The following is a 23,362-nucleotide window of genomic DNA, read 5'->3' on the forward strand; positions in this document are numbered from 1 at the left end:
GGATCCCTCCTGGCCTGGACCATGGCCTTCAACCACACCCTCACCCGCACCGCCCTGCGCGCCACCGAAGCCGGCACCTACGACGTCATCCACGCCCACGACTGGCTCGTCGCCCACACCGCGATGACGTTGCGCGACCACCTGGACATCCCGCTGGTGAGCACCATCCACGCCACCGAGGCCGGTCGGCACCAGGGCTGGCTGCCCGAGGAGATGAACCGCACCATCCACGGCGTGGAGCAGTGGCTCAGCACCGAGTCCAACCGGGTGATCGTCTGCTCGGGGTACATGCGCGACGAGGTGAACGCGCTGTTCGACGTGCCGGTCGGCCGGGTCGACGTGGTGGCCAACGGTGTGGAGCCGCACCGCTGGAAGGTGCCCGCCCGCCAGGTGGCCGCCGCCCGCGCCCGCTTCGCCGGGGACGGCCCGCTGGTCACGTTCGCGGGTCGGCTGGTCTACGAGAAGGGCGTGCAGCACCTGATCGCCGCGCTGCCCCGGCTGCGGGAGCGGCACCCCGGGCTGCGTGCCGTGATCGCCGGCGACGGCCCGTACCGCGCCGAACTGGAGGCCGAGGTGCACCGCCACGGCCTGGGCGGCATGGTCACCATGCCGGGCTTCCTGGGCGGCACGGACCTGCCGGCGCTGATGGCCGCCTCCGACTGCTTCGCGGTGCCGAGCATCTACGAGCCGTTCGGCATGGTGGCCCTGGAGGGCGCGGCGGCCGGCGCACCGCTGGCGGTCGCCGCCACCGGTGGTCTCGCCGAGATCGTCGAGCCGGGCGTGACCGGCATGACGTTCCCGCCGCACGACCCGGACGGGCTGACCGAGGCCGTCGACGCGCTGCTGTCCGACCGGGAGCGTGCCCGCGCCCTGGCCCGCCGCGCCCGCCGGATGGTGCACGACCAGTACGGCTGGTCGGCCATCGCCCAGCGCACCGCCGCCAGCTACGCCGCCGCCATCGCCACCGACGCCACGTTCACCGCCGAACGTGCCGAGCAGCGCATGTCGCGCGGCCGTGCCCTGCCCGCGCTCCCCGACGGCAACCTGCTCGCCGCCGCCGGCCTGCGCTGACCGACTCCGCCGACCGAGATCGGCACAACTTCAGGGAAAGTGCTGCCTCCCAGCCGTTCGAGGCAGCACTTTCCCTGTTCTTACTCGGATCGTGGGCCGAGCGGCCGGCGGGGCCCGCCGGGATCTGTCGGCGGAAAGGCGGCAGGCCGCCGACCCGGAAGGGTCGACGGCCTGTCGGTGGTGCGTGGTGGAGGTCAGCGGTCGGCGAAGGGGACGTAGTCCCGCTCGGCGGAGCCGACGTAGACCTGCCGCGGACGGCCGATCTTGGTCTCCGGGTCGCTGATCATCTCGCGCCACTGGGCGATCCAGCCGGGGAGCCGGCCGAGCGCGAACAGCACCGTGAACATCTTCGTCGGGAAGCCCATGGCCTTGTAGATCAGGCCGGTGTAGAAGTCCACGTTCGGGTAGAGCCGGCGGGAGACGAAGAAGTCGTCGGCGAGGGCGATCTCCTCCAGCTCCATGGCGATGTCCAGCAGCGGGTCCGGCTTGGCCATCCGGCCCAGCACGTCCTGCGCGGCCTTCTTGACGATCGCCGCCCGCGGGTCGTAGTTCTTGTAGACCCGGTGGCCGAAGCCCATCAGCTTGACGCCGTCCTGCTTGTCCTTGACCTTGCGGACGAAGGACCGGACGTCGCCGTCGCCGGAGTGGATCTGCTGGAGCATCTCCAGCACGGCCTGGTTGGCGCCGCCGTGCAGCGGGCCGAACAGCGCGTTCACACCGGCGGAGACCGAGGCGAACAGGTTGGCGTTGCTGGAGCCGACCAGCCGGACGGTCGAGGTGGAGCAGTTCTGCTCGTGGTCGGCGTGCAGGACGAAGAGCATGTCCAGCACCTTCGACATCACCGGGTCGACCTCGTACGGCTCAGCCGGCACGCCGAAGGTCATCCGCAGCAGGTTGTCCACGTACCCCAGGGAGTTGTCCGGGTACAGCAGCGGCTGCCCGATGGACTTCTTGTAGGCGTACGAGGCGATGGTGGGGACCTTCGCCATGAGCCGGACCGTGGAGATCTCCACGTGCTCGGAGTCGAACGGGTCCAGGCTGTCCTGGTAGAAGGTCGAGAGGGCGCTCACCGCCGACGAGAGCACGGCCATCGGGTGGGCGTCGCGGGGGAAGCCGTCGAAGAAGCGGCGCATCTCCTCGTGCAGCAGCGAGTGCCGCCGAATCCACTCGGTGAACTCGGTCAGCTGCTGCTCGCTCGGCAGCTCACCGTAGATGAGCAGGTAGGAGACCTCCAGGAAGGAGGACTTCTCGGCCAGCTGCTCGATCGGGTACCCCCGGTAACGCAGGATCCCCGCGTCGCCGTCGATGTAGGTGATCGCCGATGAGGCGGCCGCGGTGTTGACGAAACCGGGGTCGTACGTCGTCATCCCGGTTTCCTTCAGCAGCTTGCTGACCCCGATACCGGCGGGGCCCTCGACCGCGGGATGTACCGGCATCGACAGCTGCCCACCGGGGTGATCGAGCTTGACTTCCGTCATGTGGTTCCTCGCTTCGCCGGCAGATCTACGTTGAATTGCCTTCGCTTCTACCGTAATTGCGGCTCGGGGGACACCGCCCGCCGTGGTTCGGCGGTGAGGTATGCGTCACCCGATTCCCGACCGGGCAGCCGGGAAACCCGCTTCCCGTTGTGCGGGATGGAGCTGAGCGGTTTCACGAGAGGGCAAGGCGTCGCAGCGTACCGTCCGTCGCGACCTGGTAGACGTCGAGCTGGTTGGTACCGGCCCGGAACAGTTTGTCGTCGGTGAGCAGCGCTGCGAATCGGCGTCCGCCGGGATCGACCGGCACCACTGGGACCACCGCCCCGATCCGGCCGTTGACCGCCACCGCCAGCAGGGTGCCGTCCGGTATGCGGTCGGGCACGTCTCCCCAGACCAGGGCCGGGATGGTGCCGGTGTCCGGATCCATGGCCCGGAACGCGGCGAGGTCGGCCACGGTGGCGCTGCCGCCGGCCGGCCCGGCGCGGACCTCGGTGCCCACCAGCGGGTGTGGCGTCGGCAGCGGCGGCGGGGCGGGCACCCCACCGGGGAAGGTGACCGGCTCGCCGGGGCGGTCGTAGAAGTGTTTCGTGCCGTCGGTGCGCGGGGCCTGCCGGGCGGACCGGCCGTCGACCCGCCACGGCAGCCGGACGCCGGCCTCGTCGGCGACGGTCGGCAGCAGGTCGACGTGCTCCCAGTTGCGGTCGTCGACCCGGCCGGTCTGCTGCCGGGGTTCCTTGACGAACATCGGCACCCACGCCACCTCCCCGGCGGCGGCCTTGATCGCGTCCATGCCCCGGCCCTGGGCGCCGGCGCGGAAGCTCACCCCGTGGTCGGCGGTGACCACGACGAGTGCCTGGTCGTAGAGGCCGCTGGCGCGCAGCGTCCGCAGCGTCTCGCCGATGAGCCGGTCGGTGTAGCCGAGCTGGGCCAGGTGGCGCTGCCGGGCCAGCTCGACCCAGCCGGCGCCGTCGCTGGGCAGGTCCTCCGGGGCGTCGTAGCGGGCGCCGGAGGGCAGGAACGTCCACGGCGAGTGCGGCATCAGCAGGTGCAGGAAATGCAGGGCCGGTCGGGGCTCGGGTTTCAGCCCCGCGAGGAAGCTGGTGAACCGGGCCGGCTGGTTGTCGTCCAGGCTGTCCCAGCGGAACTTCGGGTCGGCCGGCACCGGTTCGGCGGCGTCCAGGCCGGCCTCGGCGCGGGTCTGCTCCCGGTAGGAGTCCTCCGGGTCGACCCGGGTCTCGGTCGGCCCGGCGACCTGGCCGAGGAGCCTGCCGGTCTCCCGCACCAGCACGCCGAGCCCCTGTTCAGGGCTGACCGGCTGCTCGCAGCGGCTGGGCGGGCAGAGCCGGGTGATGCTCTCCTGGGCGTGGACGTCGTACAGGCCACCGAAGGCGGTGAAGAGGTTGTCCGGGTACTGCGAGTAGTGCGGCGCGACCGACCGCGCCGGGTAGCGGCCGGTGAGCATCGCCGGCAGCGCGTTGGGCGTCCAGCCGCTGACTCCGGTGGCGTTGCGGTACCAGGTCGAGGCGCCGGCCAGCTCGGCGAAGTGCGGGAACCGGGTCGCGTCGATCCGGCCGTCGGCGCCGAGCAGGCTGACCAGCGGCAGCTCGTCGAGGATCAGCATGACCACCGGTGGATGCACGGCCGTGCCCTGCGCGGTGCCGGCCGCGCCGCCGTCGCTGCGCGGCAGCACCACCGCCGAGGTGGGTGAGGCGAGCAGGAAGAGCGCCACGAAGGCCACCGGGCCGGCGGCGGCCAGGCGCAGCACCCGGCCCGGCGCCCGCCACCGCCGGTGCGCGGCCGCGCCGGCAGCGCCGGCCAGCCCGGCGACCAGCAGCAGGGGTACGCCCCGCAGCGGCGTCGCGTGCCGGCCCACCTGCACGGCCAGCGCGGCCAGCAGCAGCCCGACCAGCCCGGTGTGGGTGAGCGCGCGGACGGTCCGGCCGGCGAGGCGGCTGAGGGCGCCGAGCAGCGCGACCCCGACGGTGGGTGCCACCGCCAGCAGGGCGACCAGCAGCAGGATCTGGCCGGGCTCGGCGCGGTGGAAGAGGAAGAAGTCGGGGCTGCGGCCGAGCACGTCCAGCAGCGGTTGGGTGACCACCAGCCCGACCAGCGCGGCGACCTCCAGCATCCGGCCCACCTCACCGCGCCACCCGCGGTCCCACCGGTCGGCCGTCAGCGGCGGGGTCGTCGGCGGCGGGGTCTCGGAGGCCGGGTCAGCCACCCATCACCGCCCGGTAGAGCGTGCGGGTGCCCGACGGCAGCTCGATCCGGTCGGTGATCCGGCCCCGCGCGGCGAGCAGCCGCTCGAAGACGTCGCGCTGGTAGTCGGGGAAGAGACCGTCGGGCTTGTTGGCCAGCAGCCGGCGGGCCATCGGGTCCTGCGGGTGGACGAACTCCACCACCACGGCACCGTCCGGGGCGGTCAGCCCTGCCAGCCAGTCGATCACCTCCGGCAGCGGCACGTTGCGCCCGATCGCCAGGTGGTGCACCACGGCCAGGGCGAGTACGGTGTCGGCCGCCGCGCGCTCGGCGAAGCCGGCCCGCTCGACGCCGCGCCAGCCGCCACCGGGCGACGGGTCGGCGAGATCCAGCACCAGCGGCAGGATCCGCCGCTGACCCTCGGCCCGCAGCGCCCGGTACAGGTCGTCGACCACGGCCGGGTCCTGCTCGACGGCCACCACGTAGTCGGCGTGCTCGGCGGCCAGCCGCGAGTACCGGCCGTCGTTGGCGCCGAGGTCGAGCACGAGGCGGGGCCGGGCGCCGGCGGTCAGCGCGGCGGTCACGAACTGCTCCTTGGCCACCCGGTCCTGGGCCGAGTAGCCGCAGGTGCGCTGGTAGTCCGACCAGTGGCTGACCGGAGGGCGGTGGTCCAACTTGCGGACGAGTTTCTCGATGCCGCGCACGGTGGCCAGCAGCAGCTCCCGGGAGAAGCCGGCGGCGCGGAGCTGGGCGCGTACGTCGGTCGTGCTGGCGGCGGCGTTGCGCTGCTGCATCGCACCGTGCAGGTGCAGGTGGGTGAGCACGCCGGGGCGCAGCCGGCGGGCCCCGGCGAAGAGCGGGCGGAGCTGGTCGGCCTCGATGCCGTCGACCTGGGCGCGCAGCCAGGGCTGGAAGTCGACTCCCAGGTGGGCGGTGAGCAGCAGCGGATAGAGCACCGTCTGGCAGAACTGCCGGTAGCCGGCCCACGGTTCGCCGTCGCGTACCGGCTCGAAGGAGCCGACGTCGATGAAGACCGGGTCGGTGCCGCGCCACTGCAGGTTGTACGCCGAGCCGTCCTTCGTGGTGAAGCCGTCGGCGAGCGCGTCGCGCAGGATCTCCAGGTGCAGCAGCGCGGCGTCGCGCAGCATGGTGAAGGACCACTCGTACGGGTGGGAGACGAACGGGATGCGTTCGTGGCGCAGCACCGCCGCCCACGGCGCCCCGGCGGCGGTGGGCACCAGCGCCGGTGGGGCGTCCTCGGTGGCGCAGACCTTGCCCCCGGCCACCAGCGCCGGGAAGAACGCGCTCGCCGTCAGTGCCCGCCAGTGCTCGGCCGCCTGTGTGTCGAGCCCGCGCAGCACCTCGTCACCGACGTGGAAGACCCGGTTGGCCGGGTCACGGAAGGACGCGGGCTCGGGCCGTACCTCGGTGGGTGCGGTCGCCATCGCCGGTACGGGCCGGCTCACCGCTGATCGGTGGGCTGCCGGCGGAACCGGTCGACCAGTCGCCGCCAGTAGAGCTTGGCGGCGACCGCGGCCCCGGCCACCCCGCCGACCACCGCCTGCACGATCAGGCTGCCGGATCCCGCGTCCAGGTAGGCCAGATGGATCACCGATCGCTCCTTCCCCTCGCCCGTCTCGACACCGGCGTCCCGGGCGTGCAGCGATGAGGCTTTTGACCCAGAAAGCCGGACTTGTCTGCCACCGTACGCTGATCGCCGTGGTCGTACGGGGCACATCGGCGGACTCCCAGGCACGCCACAGGGACGTGACCGAGGCGCGACTTCAGGCGATCCTCGCCGACGCCGCAACCCGGTGACCGTCCCGCCGATACGCTGCGGACGTGCGCTGGGTGGTTGTCGACGTACCGCTGGACTCCTCCGGGGCCGGCCGCGGTGAGGAGCGGGCTCCGGCCGCGCTGCGCGGCGCCGGTCTGGTGGACGCCCTGGCCGCCGACGACGGCGGCCGGGTGGACGAGGCGCTGCTGCGGGACACGGCCCGGGACCCGGCGAGCGGCCTGATCGGCGCCGCTGGTCTGCGCCGCGCCGGCGAGGCCGTCACCGCCCGCATCGCGGCACTGATGGCCGAGGGCCGTCGGCCGCTGGTGCTCGGCGGGGACTGCGCCATCCTGCCCGGCATCTGCCGCGCCCTGCCCCGCACGACGGAGCTGTGGTTCGTCGACGGCCACCCGGACTTCTTCGACGGCGCGACCTCACTCACCGGCGAGGCCGCCGACATGGACCTCTCGGTGGTCACCGGGCACGGCCCGGCCGCCGCCACCGGGCAGGACGGCCCGCTGCTCGACCCTGGCCGCGTCCACCTGCTCGGGCACCGGCCACCCACCGACGACAGCAGCCGGGCCGAGACGGCCCGGATCGACCCGGCGATCCACCAGGTGCCCGCCCCGGAGCTGCTTGCGATGGGCGCCGGAACGGTCGGCGCGGGCCTGGCCACCAGCGGGGACGGGCCGGCCTGGCTGCACCTCGACCTGGACGCCGTGGACCCGCGCGACCTGCCGGCGGTGACCTATCCCGAGCCGGACGGGCTGCGCTGGCCCGACCTGGTCGCGCTGGTCACCCCGCTGGCCCGCGCCGACCGGCTGCTCGGCATGAGCGTGACCGACCTGAATGTCGACGAGGACCCCGACGGGCGCCACACGCGACGCGTCGTCGAGGTCCTCGCCGAGGTGCTGGGCACGGCCGGCGGCTGACCTGGCCCGCCGCCGTGCGCCGACTATGCGTCGACTGTGGGATGGGGCAGCCGGACGGTGAACACGGTCCGGCCCGGCCGGCTGTCCACGGCGACCGTGCCGTGGTGGGCCTCCACGACCGCGGCCACGATCGCCAGACCGAGGCCGGTGCTGCCGTGCGCCCGCGACCGGGAGGTGTCCCCACGGGCGAACCGCTCGAACATCTCCGGTTGCAGCTCCGGCGGCACCCCCGGCCCGTCGTCGGCGACGGTCAGCACGGCGGAGTCCCCCTCGACGGTCAGCGTGGTGGTCACCAGGGTTCCCGGCGGGGTGTGCACCCGGGCGTTGGCGAGCAGGTTGGCCACCACCTGGTGCAGGCGGGCGGCGTCGCCGGGCACCCGGATCGCCACGTCGGGCAGGTCGAGCTGCCAGCGGTGCTCGGGGCCGGCGACGTGCGCGTCGCTGACCGCGTCGACCACCAGGGCGGTGAGGTCGACCGGTTCGACGGCGAGCGGGCGGCCGGTGTCCAGCCGGGCCAGCAGCAGCAGGTCGTCGACGAGTCTGGTCATCCGGGTGCTCTCCGACTCCACCCGGCGCAGCGCGTGCGCCACGTCGGTGGGGACCTCGTCGCGGCCGCGCCGGGCCACCTCGGCGTATCCCCGGATCGCGGCGAGGGGGGTGCGCAGCTCGTGGCTGGCGTCGGCGACGAACTGGCGTACCCGGGTCTCGCTGGCCTGCCGGGCGGCGAGCGCGTCGGCGACGTGGCCGAGCATCCGGTTCAGCGCGGCGCCCACCTGGCCGACCTCGGTACGCGGATCGGTGTCGGCGGCGGGGACCCGGACGGCGAGGGCCACCTCGCCGCGGTCCAGCGGCAGTTCGGTGACGCGGGTGGCGGTGGCGGCGACCCGGTTCAGCGGTCGCAGTGTGGCCCGGACGATCAGCGCGCCGGCACCGCCGGCGATGACGAGCCCGACGGCCGCCACCCCGGCCTGCGCCGCGACCATCCACCAGACGGTCTCCTGCACGCCGGCCAGCGGCAGCGCGACGACGCGTACCCTGCCGTCGCGGAACTGCTGGGCCACGGCCCGGTAGTCGCCGCGCGCACCGAGGTCGACGGTGCGCGGGGGGCCGCCGACCGGCAGGTCGGCCAGCGCGGCGACCTCCGCGACCGGCACCGACTCGGCTTCCGGGAAGGGGTCGTCGCTGGACGCGTCGCGGGGCAGGGTCGCCGCAGCGGTCACCCGACCGGCGGTGACGGCGGCGACCACCGTGCCGGGCGGCGAGCCGGGCGGGATGCCCGGTCCGGTGCCCGGCCAGGCCGGCCGGCCCGGTCGGTCGCCCCGCATGACGGCGGCGGGAGCGAGTTGGGCGTCGAGACGGTCGATCAGGAAGTGCCGCAGCGCCACCGTGGTGAGCCCGCCGATGGCGACGCTGACCAGCGCGAGGAGCGCGACCAGGGCGAGCACCAGTCGGGTACGCAGGGACCGGCCGGCGAGCCACCCGCGGGCGGCGCGCACCGGGTGCCGGCGCGGCCGGTCGCCGGGATCACTCGGCGGGTTTGAGGACATAACCCGCGCCGCGCAGCGTGTGGATCATCGGCGCCCGACCGGCGTCGATCTTCTTGCGCAGGTACGAGATGTACAGCTCCACCACGTTGGCCTGGCCGCCGAAGTCGTAGTTCCACACCCGGTCGAGGATCTGCGCCTTGCTGAGCACGCGGCGCGGGTTGCGCATCAGGTAACGCAGCAGCTCGAACTCCGTCGCGGTGAGGGTGATCAACTGGCCGGCGCGGCGTACCTCGTGGCTGTCCTCGTCGAGGCTGAGGTCGCCGACGGTGAGCACCGCCTCCTCCCGGGTGGCGACCGCGAAGCCCGAGCGGCGCAGCAGGGCGCGCAGCCGGGCGATCACCTCCTCCAGGCTGAACGGCTTGGTGACGTAGTCGTCGCCACCGACGGTCAGCCCGGCGATGCGCTCCTCGACCGCGTCCCGGGCGGTCAGGAAGAGCACCGGCACGGTGGGGGCCTGCTCGCGCAGGCGCCGCAGCACCTGGAAGCCGTCCAGGTCGGGCAGCATCACGTCGAGCACCACCGCGTCCGGCTGGAACTGCCGTGCCGTGCTCACGGCGGCCATGCCGCTGCCGGCGCTGCGCACCTGCCAGCCCTCGTAGCGCAGCGCCATGGAGAGCAGGTCGGTGAGCGTCGGTTCGTCGTCGACCACCAGCACCCGGACGGGTTCGCCGTCGGGGCGGCGCAGCTCGATCCGGCTCGCCGCGATCTGCCCGTCCTTGACCATGTCCGCCATCGTGGCCGCGGCGTCTGTGCCGGGCCTCTGCGCCCGCTGTGCGCCGGCTGTGCGGCCGGCCCGACGGTGGACTGACGGCACCACCGGTCAGCCCCGACCGGAGGTCACTCGGACACCCCGAACGGGTCGGTGCGGACGAACCGCATGCTCCAGCCGCCCGCGCCGTCGGGCTGGTCCCGTTCGTAGAGGTGGTCGGGGCCGGCCTGCACCGGCCCGGTGCCGTCCGGGTGCCGCATGATCCAGCGGGGCGGCGGGGCGCCGTCGGGCCCGGCCGGCAACAACCGGACCAGGCCGTTGGCCGGCCCGCCGACGAAGCGTACGGTGACCTCGCTCATCGGGGCGTCCCCTCGGGTGACGGTGTCGGCACGGTGGGTGATGCCGGCCCTGGCTCGCAAGCTACCGCACCCACCGACGCACCGCAGCGAGGTACGCGGGCTCGACGGCGCACGATTCCGGCGGCGGTTTGCCCAGCTCCGGCCTCGGGTACCGCGATCGAAGGCACCGCCGCTGGCGGGACGGGAACGAGGAGCGGTCAATGCGCACGCTGGACGGGCGGTACCAGCTCGAACAGCGCATCGGCATTGGCGGGATGTCCGAGGTGTGGCGGGCACACGACCAGGTGCTGGACCGACCGGTCGCGGTGAAGTTGATCTCACCCGGGCAGGACGGCCAGTCCGGCCCGGTGGAACGGATCCGCGCGGAGGCGCGCTCGGCGGCCCGCCTGGTACACCCGAACGTGGCCAGCGTGCACGACTTCGGCACCTCCTCGGTGCTGCCCGGCCGCCGGGTGCCCTACATCGTCATGGAACTGGCCGAGGGGGAGACTCTCGCCGCGCACCTGCGGGCCGGGCCGCTGGACTGGCGCATCTCGGTACGGGTCTGCGCCGAGGTCAGCGCGGCGCTCGCCGCCGCGCACGCGGAGGGCATCGTGCACCGCGACGTCAAGCCGGCCAACGTCATGCTCACCCCCTCCGGCGTGAAGGTGCTCGACTTCGGCATCGCCACCCCGGCCGGAGCGCCGGAGCCGGTGCCGGACGGGCTGCTGATGGGCACGCCCGCTTACCTGGCGCCGGAGCAGCTCGCCGGAGCGCCGGCCACCCCGGCGGCCGACATGTACGCCGTCGGCGTCCTGCTCTACTACAGCCTCACGGGCCGGCTGCCGTACCGGGCGGACAGCACCACGGAGCTGCTGACCACGCGCCGCCGCCTGCCGCCGGAGCCGCTGCCCGAGATCGACGGCCTGCCGCCGGAGGTCGCCGAGCTGTGCCGCTCCTGCCTGGCCGAGGCCCCGGCGGACCGGCCGACCAGCCTGGTCGCCGCGCTGGTGCTGGCCGAGGCCGTGGACGCCCGGGTGTACGTGCCGATGGGCCTTCCCGCGCAGCGCCAGCCCGCCCCGGTGTCGCCGTGGACCGAGCAGGCCGCGATGGAGGCCACCGAGGCGGCGGTGATGGTGGACGGGCCGGAGAGGTCCGCCGGGCGCTGACGGTGCTGGCCACGGCGTTTCGCGAGGCGGCCGTCGGGTAGCCGGGCGGGTGAGCGACGGGAGGAACGCGATGCCGGACCCGAGTTCCTGGCTTCATGAGGCCACCGCGACCGCCGAGGGCGGCCACGTACGCACCGACGATGGCGGGCTCTCCACCGCGCTGGCCTCGCCGCTGGCAGCGCACTGCACGGGGTTGAGGCCGGAGCAGCTCCTGGCCGCCGCCTTCGCGTCCTGCCTGCACCACGCGGCGGTGGAAGCGGCCGGGGAGATCACCAACGAGGCGCACACGGTGCAGGTGCGGGCCGAGGCGAAGCTGGGGCGAGACGACGACGGCCGCTACCGGGCCGACGTGCACGCCTCCATCTCGTCGGCTGGCCTGAGCCGTCAGCAACTGGCCGACCTGGTCGAGTACGCCGACCGGCTCTGGCCGTTCTCCAGCGGTGACAACAGCCGGCACCGGCTGACGGTCACCCCGGCGGAGAACGGCCGGCACTGATCCGGTGGACGACCCTGGCCTGCCCGTCCGCCGGACGGGCGTGCCGGGTGCCCACCGTTCGGCGGAGCGGCCATCCGCTGTACGGGTGAGCCGTGAGAGGCGGCTGAACCCGTTGCTGACGGTTCGCGCCGTGACCGCCTTGGCACGACGAATCGGGAATAACCAACTCGCCCCATCCGCCAGGTTGGTCCATCGCGAGTAGTTTTTGCCCCTTATTGCCTTCAAGATCGGGGCAAATTGTGGCGCATGCCACCGTATAGGCCGGTGGCAGCGGGCGACGGGGTATCTAGCCTCGGCGGGTGCATTCCGACGACCCCGCCGCCCAGAAGCTGACCGACGCGCTCCCGACCACCGGGTCGGGCGACGCCGCCTCAACCGAACGGACGATCGGCCGTCACCGGGCCGCCGACCAACGCCGCCGCGCCCTGCTGGGCTCGACGTCGCTCCGGGTGGCCCTGGCCACCGGTGTCACCTGCTGCCTCGGTCTGACCGCCGTCGCCAGCGCCCGGGGCAGCGACGACACCCCCCGCCCCGTGGAGCCGCTGGCCGAGGCGGTGGCCGACCGCGCCGCCATCGCCGACGAGCGCGCCTCCCGGTCGCTGGACCGCGACGCCGCCCCCATGCGGGTTATCCCCAGCCCGACCGCGAAGCCCACCCCCAGCCCGAAGGTGGTCCGCAAGGCGGTCAAGAAGCCGGTCAAGCCGCGCCGACCCCGGCCCGTCGCCGGTCTCGACCAGGTCCAGATGGACAACGCCAAGATCATTGTTGACGTCGGCCTGGAGCTGAAGATGCCGCGTCGCGCGCTGGTGGTGGCGCTGTCCACCGCCATGCAGGAGAGCAACCTGTACAACCTGGCCAGCGACGTCCTGCCGGAGTCGGCGCAGTACACGAACCAGGGCAGCGGCTCCGACCACGACTCGGTCGGGCTGTTCCAGCAGCGACCCAGCAGCGGCTGGGGCACGGTGGCCGAGCTGATGCGCCCGTCATACGCCGCGAGGGCGTTCTACACGGCGCTCAACGAGGTCCCGGGCTGGCAGGACATGAGCGTCACCGCCGCCGCCCAGGCCGTACAGATCTCCGCCTACCCCGACGCGTACGCCCAGCACGAGGAGCGGGCGAGCACCGTCGCGGCGGCGCTCACCGCCTGAGGAGTCAGCGGCTGCGTGCGCCGTCCCGGCCGTTCGGCGGCTCCGCTCCCGCGTCCGGGCCGCCGGCGGCCACCCGGGTCGCCGGCACGCCCGTGCCGGCCGCCGCGGTCGGGGTGTCTTCGGGGACCGGCGGCTCGACGGTCACCCCGCTGAGGATCTCGTCCACCAACACCTCGCGTCGCCGGCGGGCGTCCAGCGCGGCCTCGACGTCACGCCGGGCCTGCACGGCCTCCGCGTACGCCCGCTCCCGCACCCGCCGAGCCTCCTCGCGGGCCTCGTCCAGCTCGTACCGGGCCTGGGCCAGGATCTCGGCCGCCTCCCGCCGTACGGCGTCCCCGGCCCGCCGGGTGACCGTGACGTCGCCCAGGTCCAGCCGCTGGAGCAGCCCGCTGAGCCAGGTCGCCTCCTCGCGGATCTCGTCCCACTCCCGACCGGCCCCGGCGGCGCCTTCCGCCCGCGCGGCGAGCCGGGACAACCGGATCCCCAGCTCATCCAGGCAGGAATCGACCTGCCGCTGGTCGTAACCGGTCTCAACGACGGAGAACCTCATACTGTCGCCCCCCAGGCAGCTGCTGTTACTTCCCCACCTGGATCCTCGGACGCGACGGGAGCGGCCGAGGGTGTTCGGGAAAAATGTTCAGCATCCGAGCGCGCGAGGCACCCCGCGGCGGGCGACGCCGGGGCGACGGGTCAGGCGCGCTTGGGCAGCACGACCACCCGGCCGAAGAACTCGTCGATCCGGCGTACCACGTCGTTGAAGTCGTCCAGGTCGATCGGCTTGGTGACGTAGGCGTTGGCCTGGAGGGTGTAGCTGCCGACGATGTCGGTGTCGGCGTTGGAGGTGGTCAGCACCACGATCGGGATGGTCCGCAGATCCTCGTCCTGCTTCACCGCGCCGAGCACCTGTCGCCCGTCCATCCGCGGCATGTTCAGGTCCAGCAGGATGACGTCCGGCCGCCGGGCCTCCAGGTGCCGGCCCTCGGCGCGGAGGAACTCCATCGCCTCCTCGCCGTCGCTGACCACGTCGATGACCTTGTCGACATCCGAGTCCGCCAGCGCTTCCTCGATCATCAGCACGTCACCCGGGTCGTCGTCGACCACCAGGATGCGTACCGGCTGCGGGCTCTGTTCGCCCATCACTACCTGCCTCGAATCGACGGAAACGGGACCGACGGTCACCGCGCTGGCGGGGAAATCTAGCCCATCAGGACGCGCTCTGGCGCGCCGGGTCGATCGTGTCGGGCTGATAGCGCAGCACGTCGGCGAGACCGGTGACCCGCAACACCCGCTCGACCCGGCCGGTGGCCCCGGTGATCCGCAACCAGCCCCCGTCGGCGGAGGCCCGGTTGTCTCCCCGCACGAACACCGCCATCCCGGTGGAGTCGCAGAACGTGAGGTCGGTGAGGTCGAGCAGCACCCGGCGCTCGCCGGCATCCGAGAGCCGGTCGATCGCGGCGGCCAGCTCGGGAGCGGTGCTCAGGTCCAGCTCACCGGCGAGCCGCAGGCAGACGCCATCGCCGTCGCGACCGGCGTACCTGACGCTGAACGTCACCGTGCTCCCCCTCGCTCCACCGCTCGGTGGACGTTTGCAGTGCGGCAAGTATACGCAGGGGTGGGCCGCCCGCCGCAGGGCGCGGTGATCGACCGAGGATGGCCGGCGGGGCGGTCAGCGGGCCGTGGGGGCGCCGGCGGCGGCCAACGCGGCCCTGCCAAGGGCCAGCGTGTGCACCGCCCGGGGAAAGTCCCGCAGCGCCGCGGAGTAGTGCGCCAGGGGCAGGTCCACCGCGGCCGCCGGCACCCCACGGCTGGTCAGGATCCCCACCAGCCACGCCACGAACTCCGTGAACAGCGAGGCGTCGTCGACGTAGAGCGCGGCGGCCAGGAAGTCCAGGATGTGGCCCAGGTCGCTCACGGTCGCGTCGAGCTGGGCGGCGGTGTAGGAGCGCGCGGCCGGGACGTGCTCCCGCAGATCGGCGAGCGCGCTGTCGATCAACTCGGCCCGGCGCCGGACCAGGCTGGCGTACTCGTCATCGGCCAGATGCGACAACTGCGCCGGCGGCACCCGACGCAGCGTCCGCTCGTCGGCGATCAGCTCGGCCGCCGAGGGCGCGTCCGGCGCCCAGGCCGCCCCGAGCCGGCGGGCCCACCGACCGTCGACACCGAACCCGCGCCCACCGACCACCACCGGCACGTCCGAGCGGCGGCACGCCTCGATCATCCGGTGCGCGTGCGGCAGCCGCATCGGCAGCGCGCAGGCCAGCGCGACCGCGTGCGCGTCGTTGCGGTGCAGGTACGACACCAGGTGCGCCGCCGGGACGCTGGCACCCAGGAAGGTCACCTGCCAACCGCGCAGCCGCAGCACCTCGGCGACCAGCCGGGGCGGCAACGCGTGCCACTCGCCGTCCATGCACGCCACCACGACGCGTCCACCCGTCGGTCGAGGGTTGGCGTGGACGGCCACCGCCGCCACCACCCGCTCGCTGATGTGGGTGGCCGCATGCTCCTGGGCCACGCTCCACTCGTTGCGCGCCCACCGCTCGCCCACCTCGGCCTGTGCCGGCGCGACCAGGTCGAGCAGCAGGCGCTCGGCCGGCACACCCGCGTCGAGCAGGCCGAGCGCCACGTCGATCGCGGCGTACTCGTCGGCGTCGGCGAGGCAGTCCAGATAGCTGGGGTAGGCGTCGATCGGGTCGGCTGCGGTGGTCGGGGCGGTCAAGCCGGGGTCTCCTTCCGCTGGTCGGTGCCCGCCGGTGCGGGCACCGCGTGCAGGTGCCGCGATGGCCGCCCGCTCGGCCCGACCGCGCGTAACGCGAGGACCGCGATGTCGTCGTGGTCGCCGTGCGCCAGCCAGTCGCAGGTGACCTGCTCCACCCGCTCGGCCAGGGCGGGCGCCGGCATCCGCTCGCACCCGGTGACCGCGTGGAGCAGCCGCTCCGGGCCAAACTGCTCGTCGCCACGGCGGCCACCGCGGGCCTCGGTCACCCCGTCGCTGTAGAGCAGGCAGGTCTCGCCCGGTGCCAGCCGCACGGTCACCTCGCCCACGCGCGGATCGGGCACCACGCCGATCAGCATGCCGCGCAGCGGCACCGACTCCACCTCGCCGGAGGCGCGCAGCACCAGCGGCGGCAGGTGCCCGCCACCGGCCATGGTGAGGGTGAGACCGCCGTCGCGGTGCGGCCGGGCGACGCCGAGCACCATGGTGGCGAAGCGGCCCTGGCCGTGCGCCATGGTCGTCTCCAGCAGCGAGTCGTTGAGTAGCCGCAGCAACCGGCCGGGGTGCGACTCCACCCGGTGCAGCGCCTGCAGGCACTGGCGGAGCTGGCCGGTGAAGACGGCCGCCTCGACGCCCTTGCCCGACACGTCACCCAGAAAGAACACCGAGCCACCGTCGGGGAGCTGGTGCGAACCGTAGAAGTCGCCCCCGATCCGCAGCCCCGCCTGCGCCGGCCGGTACGCGGTGCCCCACTGCACGCCGGGGGTCTCGGCCGGTTCCACCGGCAGCAGGCTGGCCTGGAGGGTGTCGGCGACCTCCGCCTGGTCGCGGTAGAGCAGCGCGGTGGTCAACGCCGCGCCGGCCCGGGCCGCGAAGGCGCGGATCAGCTCCACGTCGTCCTCGTCGTACCAGCGGGTGGCGCGGCGGGCGACCAGCAGCACACCGACCGGGGCGTCGCGGCCCGGCAGCGGAACGACCCGGGCCGTGCTCTCGGCGCCGGTCAGGCCGGGCAGCCAGCCGGCGTCGATCGCCTGCTCCACCAGCCAGTCGACAGCGTGCGGCTCGACCCCGGTCAGCCCTTCGGCGATTGCCGCCGGCAGGTCGCCGCCGGCCAGGACGCCGCTGTCCACCAGCGGCGCCTCGTCGTCCGCCCGGGACGCCCGCCACCAGCGGGCCCGTCCCAGTCGCGGTGCGAGCACCAGCACCGCCACCTCGGCCAGGGTCGGCACGGCGAGCCGGACGGCCGCCGCGGCGGCCCGGTCGGGGTGCAGCGGGTTGCCCAGCTTGTCGCCCACCACGGCCAGGAAAGCCGAGCGGGCACGCTCGGCGAGCAGCGCGTCGGCGCGGCTGACGCTCTCGGTGACGTCCTCGACGTACCAGCAGCAGCGGCCGCCGGAGAGCGGCACCTGACGGGCGGTGAGCCGGTGCCCGCGATGGGTGAAGCCACCCGGCCGTCCGTCGCTCAGCCCGGGGACGCCGGCCGCGGCGAGCAGCTCGCCGGGCACCACCTCGGGCAGCAGCCGTTCGGCCACGGGGCTGACGTGTCGCACCACGCCGTCGGCGTCGCAGACCACCAGGCCCTCACGGAAATGCTCGACGACCTCGGCCCAGTAGTCGGGTGCGGCCAGACCGCGGTCGGGGGCCAGTGGCGGCAGAGCGGCGGGCTGGGACGGTGCGTCGGCGGACCACGCCGCCGCCCGTGTGGTACTCGGCGTGGAGATCCGTCCGTCGCCCGGGTCCCAGTCCCTGACGTCGGCAGCAGTCACCAGCTGAGCCTCACTCCTTGTCGTCCACCCGCCCGCACCGGAACCGGCGTATGTGGTCAGAACTCTCCAGCTCAGCCTACGCCGGTGCGCCGATAGCGGCACTTCACGGCGGCTGGCGGCCCGCGCCGCGTACTCAGCGGACCCGGTCGTGGATTGTTACGCTCCCGATCGAGCCGGCCGGACCGGCGGCAGGCGGAAAGGCGTGATCATGCTATCCCAGGGGCGGCGACCCGAGACCACACCGCTGAGCATGTCCGTCGATCGGTTCGACCCCGACAGGCCGGTGATACGGGTCGGCGGCGAGCTGGCGTACGCGACGTCGGCGCCGCTGCGCGCCGAGGTCGACCGGGTGCTCGCCGAGGCACCACGGACCATGGTGCTGGATTTCGCCGACCTGCACTTCATCGACAGCTCCGGCCTCGCCGTGATCGTGCACGCGTGGCGGGAGGGGCAGGAGGTCGGCGCGACGCTCCGGCTTCGGGCGGTCCCCCGCTTCCTGGCCGCGATCCTGGACATGACGGGCGTGGCCGGGCTGCTCGCCCGGCCGCTGCCGGCGGCACGACCCGTGGCCGGACCGGGTACGCAGACACCCGCGGCCACCGCCTGACGGTCGTCGGTGACCCTGCCGGCGCGTCGCCGCGACCCCGGGTTTGCGTTCGGCCCGTCGACTGGGAACATGGACTGATGTCCCCCCAGCTGTTGACCATCGAGATGACCCGGCTCGACGCCGGGCGCGTCCGGCTGCGGCTGACCGGCGACCTCGACTACGACACCGCACCCGAGCTGATCGCGGCCGCGGCCGAGCTGCACGGCGACGGGCACCAGCAGGTGATGATCGACCTGACCGGGGTGACCCTCTGCGACTCCTCCGGGCTCAGCGCGCTGCTGGTGGTGCACCGTGCCGCCGGGGCGATCCGGCTGATCGGGGTCAACGTGCAGCTCCAGCAGATGCTGGACCGCACCGGCCTGAGTGAGCTGCTGTCGGCGGAATCCGCCAGCGACGACGACGTACGCGCCATCGGCTGACGAGCGACCACGGGGCCGCCCCGGGTGAAGGGGGGTGGCCCCCGACCCTGGGACCTGGGGTCGGGGGCCGGAGGAATGTCTAGGGTGCGGTCATCGGCTGCAGCCGGGGTCCGCTGTCGCGCAGCTCGCCGGTCGGCGCGGGGTCGACGTCCTCGGGGGTGCCCGAATCGGGCGTCTGGTACAGATAGCGGACGAAGTCCCCACCCACCTCGTTGTCGTCCGCGCCCGGCCACTGGCCGATGCAGTCCATGCCGACCACTTCCCGGCCGGTGCCGTCGGCCTCCTCCAGCAGCGCCCACAGGCTCACCGGGTAACACCGGGTGGCATCCGGCGTGAGCTGCCAGCGGGCGTACCAGCCGGGTCTGGCGGGGACGATCTCGACGATCCGTTTCATGACGACCTTCCCTTCCGCGTACCTCGGAAGAACTCCGGTCCTGACCCCGATCCTGCGGGCCGCACGGGTGAGCGCCCCTCACCCGCGCCGGATGAAGCCCACCGATGCCCGGCCGACCCGCCCCGGCGGCGTCCGTTTCGGCGACCGGGCCGACGGGAAGGCGACGGACGCACGCACGATCCCCAGCGGAAGGGGTGTCACCATGCGTAAGCAGATGGAGGGCGACAACCAGCGGCGCCGGGCGCTCGCCCGGCAGGCCCGCGAGCAGGGTCGCCAGCCCAGCGAGTTCGGCGCCAGCCTGAGCGCCTCCAAGCAGCTCACCAGCCTCGATCAGGGCAGGCGGCACGGCCCGGCACCGGCCGGACGGCACAAGCCGGACAGCACGCGCGGCGGACCGGCCCCGCCGGCGGTCGGATCCGCCGACAATCCCCGGCCGCAACCGTCCGTCGATGCCGGCGCGGCGGGAGTGAGCAGCCTGGGCTACCACGACCTCGTCGACGAGGTCCGGCGCCGGGCCGGTGTGGACTTCAAGACCGCGAAGGTGGGCACCGAGGCGACCGTCCTGGTGCTGGCCTTCGCCCTGGACACGGCGGAGCGGCAGCGGCTGCTCGCCGCCGTGCCGAACTCGCTGCACGACGTTGTGCCCGTCGACGGCATCGAGCGGCACCGCGACCTGCCCGGCTTCCTGGCCGAGGTGGGACGGATCAGCGGCCGTACGCCGGAGCAGGCTCGCTACCAGGCGGAGGCGACGCTGGCCGCGCTCGCCGACCACGACGGCGACCTGGTCGAGTCGCTGCACGTGCCCGACGGCCTGCGGGAACTGCTGAACCCCCCGGCGGCCGGCGGCGGCATCGTCGGCGCGTCCACCACCACACCCACCCTGGACGGCGACCAGTTGCGGGCGGCGCTGGACGACCTGCCGTACTGGGCCGGGGACAGCGACGCCCTGCACCGGGTGGTCGCGTTGCCGGCGGACAACCTGGACCGGGTGCTCGCCCGGCTCGACCGGCTGCGTGACGAGACCGGGCGCGCACCGAGCATCGGGCGCCCCGGTGACACGGCGGCCGTGCTGACCGTGCGCACCCGCCAGGCCGACGGGGTGACCGCGCTGGACGTCGACCTCGCCCACCGGATCGACGACGCCATCGACGAGGTCGGTGCCGGGATGGCCAACGGCTGACCGGCCGCACCGGCGTTCACGAGCCGGCGGACGCGGGGGTTCCCCGCTCCGCCGGCCCGCAGGTCTGCGCCGAGCCGGCGGCACCGTCGGGCCACGGCCGGGGTACGCCGGCGGTTCGGCTAGCGTGCCGGTCATGAACCGTGCCGCCGACCGGCTGGAGCTGGCCGCCGATCCGGTCCGTCGCACCGGGCGGATGCTGCTGTCCGGCGGCGTCGAGCAGTCGTACGTGGACGTCGAGGACCCTCGGCACCTGCACTTCGAGTACGTCCGGCGGATCGCCTCGGCGGTGGAGCTGGCCGCACTGGCGGGTGCCCCGCTGAGTGTCCTGCACCTCGGCGGTGGGGCCTTGACGCTGCCCCGCTGGCTGGCCGCCACCCGGCCCGGCTCCCCGCAGCGCGTCGTCGAGCGGGACCCGGCGGTGGTCGAACTGGTCGCGCGGGAGCTGCCGCCGTTGCCGCCCGACGTGCGGGTCGAGGTGGCCGACGCCCGCGACGCCGTCACCGCCACCCCGGCGGGCCGGTACGACGTGGTGGTCGCCGACATCTACCGGGCGGCCCGGATGCCCCGGCACGTGCGGACCGTCGAGTTCGCCGCCGAGGTGGCCCGGATCCTGCGCCCCGACGGGCTCTACCTGGTCAACGTCACGGACCTGCCGCCGCTGGTCGGCACCCGGGTGCAGGTGGCCACGCTGCGGGCGGTCTTCGCTGACGTGTGCGTGCTCGGCGACCGGCGGATGCTGCGCGGACGCCGCTACGGCAACCTGGTGCTCGCCGCGACGCACCGACCCGGTGGGCTCCCGGTCGGCCGGCTGGCGGTGGCCGCCCTGCGCGACCCCGTGCCCGGCGGCCTGCTGCACGCCGCCGCACTCGACGGCTTCGTCGCCGGCGCCCACCCGCTCACCGACGCCGACCAGCGCTGACACCGGACGCTCCCCGGCGGCACCCGGGAGCGACGGGCACAGGGCCGGGTTTCCGGAGGTGGGCGTGGGGAAGGCGCGGCGGATGAGCGACGCCGACACCCGGTTGACCGCCCGCCGGACGCTGACCGTGATCGGTCTGGTGCTGGCGACCGTGTTCGCGTTGGCGTTCGTGTACGCGACCCGCCGCGTGCTCGTCTGGGCCGTGGTGGCCGCCTTCTTCGCCGTCGCGCTCAAGCCGCTGGTGGACCGGCTGCAACGCCGCTTCGTGCGGCGACGGGCGCTGGCCACGCTGCTGGTGTTCCTCGCCGCGTTCGTGGCGCTGGCGATCCTCGTCGCCGTCATCCTGGTGCCGCTGCTCGGCGAGCTGGGGCGGTTCGCCGACCGGGCGCCGGAGCTGCTGCGCGACGCGCGCGCCGGACGCGGCCCACTCGGGCACCTGCTGGAACGCACCGGCGCCCGAAAGTACGTCTCCGAGCACTCCGAGCAGGTGCGGGACTTCGGCGAGCGGCTGCGCCAACCCGCCGTCGGTGTGCTGCGGGGCGTCGTCGAGACGATCGCCGGCCTGGTCACGGTCATCGTGCTGGCGTACCTCATGGTGTTGGAGGCGCCGCGGATCACCCGTGGTGTGCTGGTGGCCGCCGGGGACGGGCAGGCCGAGCGGCTGCGCCGGGTGGGCCGGGAGGTCTCCCGCAGTGTCACCGGCTACCTCACCGGCAACCTCCTAATCAGCGTGATCTGCGGCGCCTTGACCTTCGTGGTGCTCACCCTCACCGGGGTGCCGTTCGCCGCCGTGATCGCCCTGCTGGTGGCGGTGGCCGACCTGATCCCGCTGGTCGGCGCGACACTCGGCGCGGTGATCGCGGCCGGGGCCGGTTTCGTCCACTCCCCCACCGCCGGCGTGGTGGTGCTGGTCTTCTTCGTGGTCTACCAGCAGTTCGAGAACCACCTGCTCCAGCCGCTCATCCTGTCCCGCGCGGTCCGGCTCAACCCGCTGACCGTCCTGGTCAGCGTGCTGCTCGCGGCCGAGTTGGCCGGGCTGCTCGGTGCGCTGCTGGCCATCCCCGCCGCCGGCATCGTCCAGACCCTGCTGCGCGAGTACGGCCCGAGCCGGTTGCGCGCCACCCCGCCGGCCGTTCCCGACGACCAACGCAGACCGGCCGGGCCCGCCCAGCAGGGCTGACCGGCCGGTTCGGCGTCCTCAACGGGCGCGGGCCGCGACCTCGGGTGAGGTGCTCTCCAGCGGGACCGCGTTCGCCGGGACCAGGCCGAGCTGGACCGCCGGCCGGGTCAGAGTGGCGTCCAGCGCCCAGTCGGCGCCGACCCGGGTCCGGTTGCCCGGCATCGCCAACAGGTGGTACGCGCGGGTGACCGCCTTGGCCGGCAGCCCAGCCAGTGGCACGTGCAGCGGGTTCGCCGCCGCGGCCTTGCCGCCCAGGTCGACCACCCAGCCCAGGTCGTGGTGCTTGTACGGCTTGCGCCGGCCGTGCCCGTACGACGCGGCGATGTTGCGCGCCGCGAGACTGCCCTGCCGTTGGGCGTGCTGAGCGGTCATCGTGCAGACCTGACCGGGGCGGGTCAGGTCGGGCACGGCGGCGGCGTCGCCGCAGGCGTACACCTCGGGGTAGCCGGGGACGGTGAGGAACTCGTCGACCACCAGACGGCCCTTCTCGGTGCGAAGGCCCAGCTCGTTGACGAACGGGTCGGGGCGCACCCCCACACACCAGACCAGGGTGCAGGTGGGCACGTACTCGCCGTCGGTGAGCTTCACCCCGTCGGCCGTCGCCTCGGCAACCGAGGTCCCCATCCGCACGTCCACCCCACGCCGGTCGAGCACCTTGTGCGCGGTCTTCGACATCCGCTTGTCCAGCTCCGGCAGCACCCGGGCGGCGACGTCGAGCAGCATCCACCGGGGGCGGACGGTCAGCCGGGGCCGCTGGGCCTGCAGCGCGTCGGTGAACAACTGCCCGTGCGCGGCGACCTCCGTGCCGGTGTAACCCGCGCCGACCACCACGAAGGTGGACCGGGCCCGCTGCTCGGCCGGGTCCTCGGCCTGCTCGGCCAGCTCGATCTGGCGGACCACGTGGTCGTGCAGGTAGACCGCCTCGGGCAGGCCACGGAAGCCGTGCGCGTACTCGGTCACCCCGGGGATCGGCAGCAACTTGTTGACGCTGCCCACGGCGAGGACCAGCCGGTCGTACGCCAGCCGGTTCTTGTCCCCCTCCGGCTGGGTGAAGCCGACCCAGCGGTTCTGGAGGTCGACGTGGTCCGCCTCGCCGATGACCACTCGTACGCCCTTCAGCGTCCCGGTCAACGGCACCGCGATCCGCCTGGGCTCGATCACCCCGGCCGCCACCTCGGGCAGCAGCGGCAGGTACAGGAAGTAGTCGGTGGAGTTCAGCAGCACGATCTCGGCCCGGTCCCGGGCGATCCGGCTCAACGTCTTCGCCGCGTGGTAACCGGCGAACCCGGCCCCCACGATCACCACACGAGGTTTCGTCAT

24 protein-coding genes are annotated in these 23,362 nt (G+C 73.9%); 10 read left to right on the forward strand and 14 right to left on the reverse strand.

Annotated elements, in window-relative coordinates; genetic code table 11:
* Positions 1-1,071: glycosyltransferase family 4 protein (locus tag ACTWLT_RS30095; protein WP_445321263.1), on the forward strand; the 1,071-nt coding region annotated here is incomplete at its 5' end.
* 194 nt (positions 1,072-1,265) lie between these two features.
* On the opposite strand, the gene ACTWLT_RS30100 is transcribed toward ACTWLT_RS30095, so the two are convergent.
* From ACTWLT_RS30100 to ACTWLT_RS30115, 4 genes are all read right to left on the reverse strand, one after another.
* The gene (locus tag ACTWLT_RS30100; RefSeq protein ID WP_445321264.1) at positions 1,266-2,549 is read right to left on the reverse strand and encodes a citrate synthase; all 1,284 of its coding nucleotides are present in this window, start codon (positions 2,547-2,549) and stop codon (positions 1,266-1,268) included.
* A gap of 172 nt (positions 2,550-2,721) precedes the next feature.
* Positions 2,722-4,725 (reverse strand): sulfatase-like hydrolase/transferase, encoded by a 2,004-nt coding sequence (locus ACTWLT_RS30105; RefSeq protein WP_445321294.1) that lies wholly within the window; start codon positions 4,723-4,725, stop codon positions 2,722-2,724.
* Positions 4,726-4,762: 37 nt separating this feature from the next.
* A complete protein-coding gene (locus ACTWLT_RS30110; protein WP_445321295.1) occupies positions 4,763-6,193 on the reverse strand; it encodes a class I SAM-dependent methyltransferase in 1,431 nt (476 codons plus the stop codon).
* A gap of 17 nt (positions 6,194-6,210) precedes the next feature.
* Positions 6,211-6,360 carry a hypothetical protein gene (locus tag ACTWLT_RS30115; RefSeq protein ID WP_007459587.1) on the reverse strand — a complete coding sequence of 50 codons (150 nt, stop codon included), beginning with the start codon at positions 6,358-6,360 and terminating at the stop codon, positions 6,211-6,213.
* 230 nt (positions 6,361-6,590) lie between these two features.
* Here ACTWLT_RS30115 and ACTWLT_RS30120 point away from each other — a divergent pair, with 230 nt between their 5' ends.
* On the forward strand, positions 6,591-7,457 hold the full coding sequence (locus ACTWLT_RS30120) for an arginase family protein (protein ID WP_445321265.1): 867 nt from the start codon (positions 6,591-6,593) through the stop codon (positions 7,455-7,457).
* Between the two features lie 23 nt (positions 7,458-7,480).
* Here the strand turns inward: ACTWLT_RS30120 and ACTWLT_RS30125 are convergent, their stop codons facing one another.
* The 3 genes from ACTWLT_RS30125 to ACTWLT_RS30135 form a co-directional block, all read right to left on the reverse strand.
* The gene (locus tag ACTWLT_RS30125; RefSeq protein ID WP_445321266.1) at positions 7,481-9,004 is read right to left on the reverse strand and encodes a sensor histidine kinase; all 1,524 of its coding nucleotides are present in this window, start codon (positions 9,002-9,004) and stop codon (positions 7,481-7,483) included.
* A complete protein-coding gene (locus ACTWLT_RS30130) occupies positions 8,982-9,728 on the reverse strand; it encodes a response regulator transcription factor (RefSeq protein WP_445321267.1) in 747 nt (248 codons plus the stop codon). Before ACTWLT_RS30130 ends, ACTWLT_RS30125 begins: the two co-directional genes overlap by 23 nt.
* A 113-nt stretch (positions 9,729-9,841) precedes the next feature.
* Entirely contained in the window at positions 9,842-10,072 is a 231-nt protein-coding gene (locus ACTWLT_RS30135; RefSeq protein ID WP_252414894.1) for a DUF8847 domain-containing protein, read from the reverse strand.
* Between the two features lie 200 nt (positions 10,073-10,272).
* On the opposite strand from ACTWLT_RS30135, the gene ACTWLT_RS30140 reads away from it, so the two are divergent.
* The 3 genes from ACTWLT_RS30140 to ACTWLT_RS30150 all read left to right on the forward strand — a co-directional run bounded on the left by ACTWLT_RS30140 (position 10,273) and on the right by ACTWLT_RS30150 (position 12,864).
* On the forward strand, positions 10,273-11,220 hold the full coding sequence (locus ACTWLT_RS30140) for a serine/threonine-protein kinase (protein WP_445321268.1): 948 nt from the start codon (positions 10,273-10,275) through the stop codon (positions 11,218-11,220).
* Positions 11,221-11,290: 70 nt separating this feature from the next.
* Positions 11,291-11,716 carry an OsmC family protein gene (locus ACTWLT_RS30145; RefSeq protein WP_252414896.1) on the forward strand — a complete coding sequence of 142 codons (426 nt, stop codon included), beginning with the start codon at positions 11,291-11,293 and terminating at the stop codon, positions 11,714-11,716.
* A gap of 299 nt (positions 11,717-12,015) precedes the next feature.
* A complete protein-coding gene (locus ACTWLT_RS30150; protein WP_445321269.1) occupies positions 12,016-12,864 on the forward strand; it encodes a hypothetical protein in 849 nt (282 codons plus the stop codon).
* Positions 12,865-12,868: 4 nt separating this feature from the next.
* Here the strand turns inward: ACTWLT_RS30150 and ACTWLT_RS30155 are convergent, their stop codons facing one another.
* The 5 genes from ACTWLT_RS30155 to ACTWLT_RS30175 all read right to left on the reverse strand — a co-directional run bounded on the left by ACTWLT_RS30155 (position 12,869) and on the right by ACTWLT_RS30175 (position 17,343).
* Positions 12,869-13,414 carry an ATPase gene (locus ACTWLT_RS30155; protein ID WP_445321270.1) on the reverse strand — a complete coding sequence of 182 codons (546 nt, stop codon included), beginning with the start codon at positions 13,412-13,414 and terminating at the stop codon, positions 12,869-12,871.
* 140 nt (positions 13,415-13,554) lie between these two features.
* Positions 13,555-14,001 carry a response regulator gene (locus tag ACTWLT_RS30160; protein WP_252414899.1) on the reverse strand — a complete coding sequence of 149 codons (447 nt, stop codon included), beginning with the start codon at positions 13,999-14,001 and terminating at the stop codon, positions 13,555-13,557.
* A 67-nt stretch (positions 14,002-14,068) separates the two neighbouring features.
* A complete protein-coding gene (locus tag ACTWLT_RS30165; protein WP_445321271.1) occupies positions 14,069-14,416 on the reverse strand; it encodes an STAS domain-containing protein in 348 nt (115 codons plus the stop codon).
* Positions 14,417-14,530: 114 nt separating this feature from the next.
* Positions 14,531-15,580, reverse strand: a complete 1,050-nt coding sequence (locus tag ACTWLT_RS30170) for a cobalamin B12-binding domain-containing protein (RefSeq protein ID WP_445321272.1) — start codon at positions 15,578-15,580, stop codon at positions 14,531-14,533.
* Entirely contained in the window at positions 15,577-17,343 is a 1,767-nt protein-coding gene (locus ACTWLT_RS30175) for a PP2C family protein-serine/threonine phosphatase (RefSeq protein ID WP_445321273.1), read from the reverse strand. The genes ACTWLT_RS30170 and ACTWLT_RS30175 overlap by 4 nt, the downstream gene beginning before the upstream one ends.
* Positions 17,344-17,593: 250 nt before the next feature.
* Between ACTWLT_RS30175 and ACTWLT_RS30180 the strand changes: the two genes are divergently transcribed.
* Complete coding sequence (locus ACTWLT_RS30180) at positions 17,594-17,950, forward strand: STAS domain-containing protein (RefSeq protein ID WP_445321274.1); 357 nt, start codon at positions 17,594-17,596, stop codon at positions 17,948-17,950.
* 77 nt (positions 17,951-18,027) lie between these two features.
* Complete coding sequence (locus ACTWLT_RS30185) at positions 18,028-18,369, forward strand: STAS domain-containing protein (RefSeq protein ID WP_445321275.1); 342 nt, start codon at positions 18,028-18,030, stop codon at positions 18,367-18,369.
* 79 nt (positions 18,370-18,448) lie between these two features.
* Here the strand turns inward: ACTWLT_RS30185 and ACTWLT_RS30190 are convergent, their stop codons facing one another.
* A complete protein-coding gene (locus ACTWLT_RS30190) occupies positions 18,449-18,763 on the reverse strand; it encodes a hypothetical protein (protein WP_252414905.1) in 315 nt (104 codons plus the stop codon).
* Between the two features lie 202 nt (positions 18,764-18,965).
* Between ACTWLT_RS30190 and ACTWLT_RS30195 the strand changes: the two genes are divergently transcribed.
* From ACTWLT_RS30195 to ACTWLT_RS30205, 3 genes are all read left to right on the forward strand, one after another.
* A complete protein-coding gene (locus ACTWLT_RS30195) occupies positions 18,966-19,943 on the forward strand; it encodes a DUF2267 domain-containing protein (RefSeq protein ID WP_445321276.1) in 978 nt (325 codons plus the stop codon).
* A gap of 133 nt (positions 19,944-20,076) precedes the next feature.
* Complete coding sequence (locus ACTWLT_RS30200) at positions 20,077-20,862, forward strand: spermidine synthase (protein WP_445321277.1); 786 nt, start codon at positions 20,077-20,079, stop codon at positions 20,860-20,862.
* Between the two features lie 82 nt (positions 20,863-20,944).
* Positions 20,945-22,042 carry an AI-2E family transporter gene (locus ACTWLT_RS30205; protein ID WP_445321278.1) on the forward strand — a complete coding sequence of 366 codons (1,098 nt, stop codon included), beginning with the start codon at positions 20,945-20,947 and terminating at the stop codon, positions 22,040-22,042.
* 18 nt (positions 22,043-22,060) lie between these two features.
* Here the strand turns inward: ACTWLT_RS30205 and ACTWLT_RS30210 are convergent, their stop codons facing one another.
* Positions 22,061-23,362, reverse strand: coding sequence for an NAD(P)/FAD-dependent oxidoreductase (locus tag ACTWLT_RS30210; protein WP_445321279.1), 1,302 nt, complete (start codon positions 23,360-23,362; stop codon positions 22,061-22,063).

Source organism: Micromonospora yongxingensis (genome assembly GCF_052601155.1).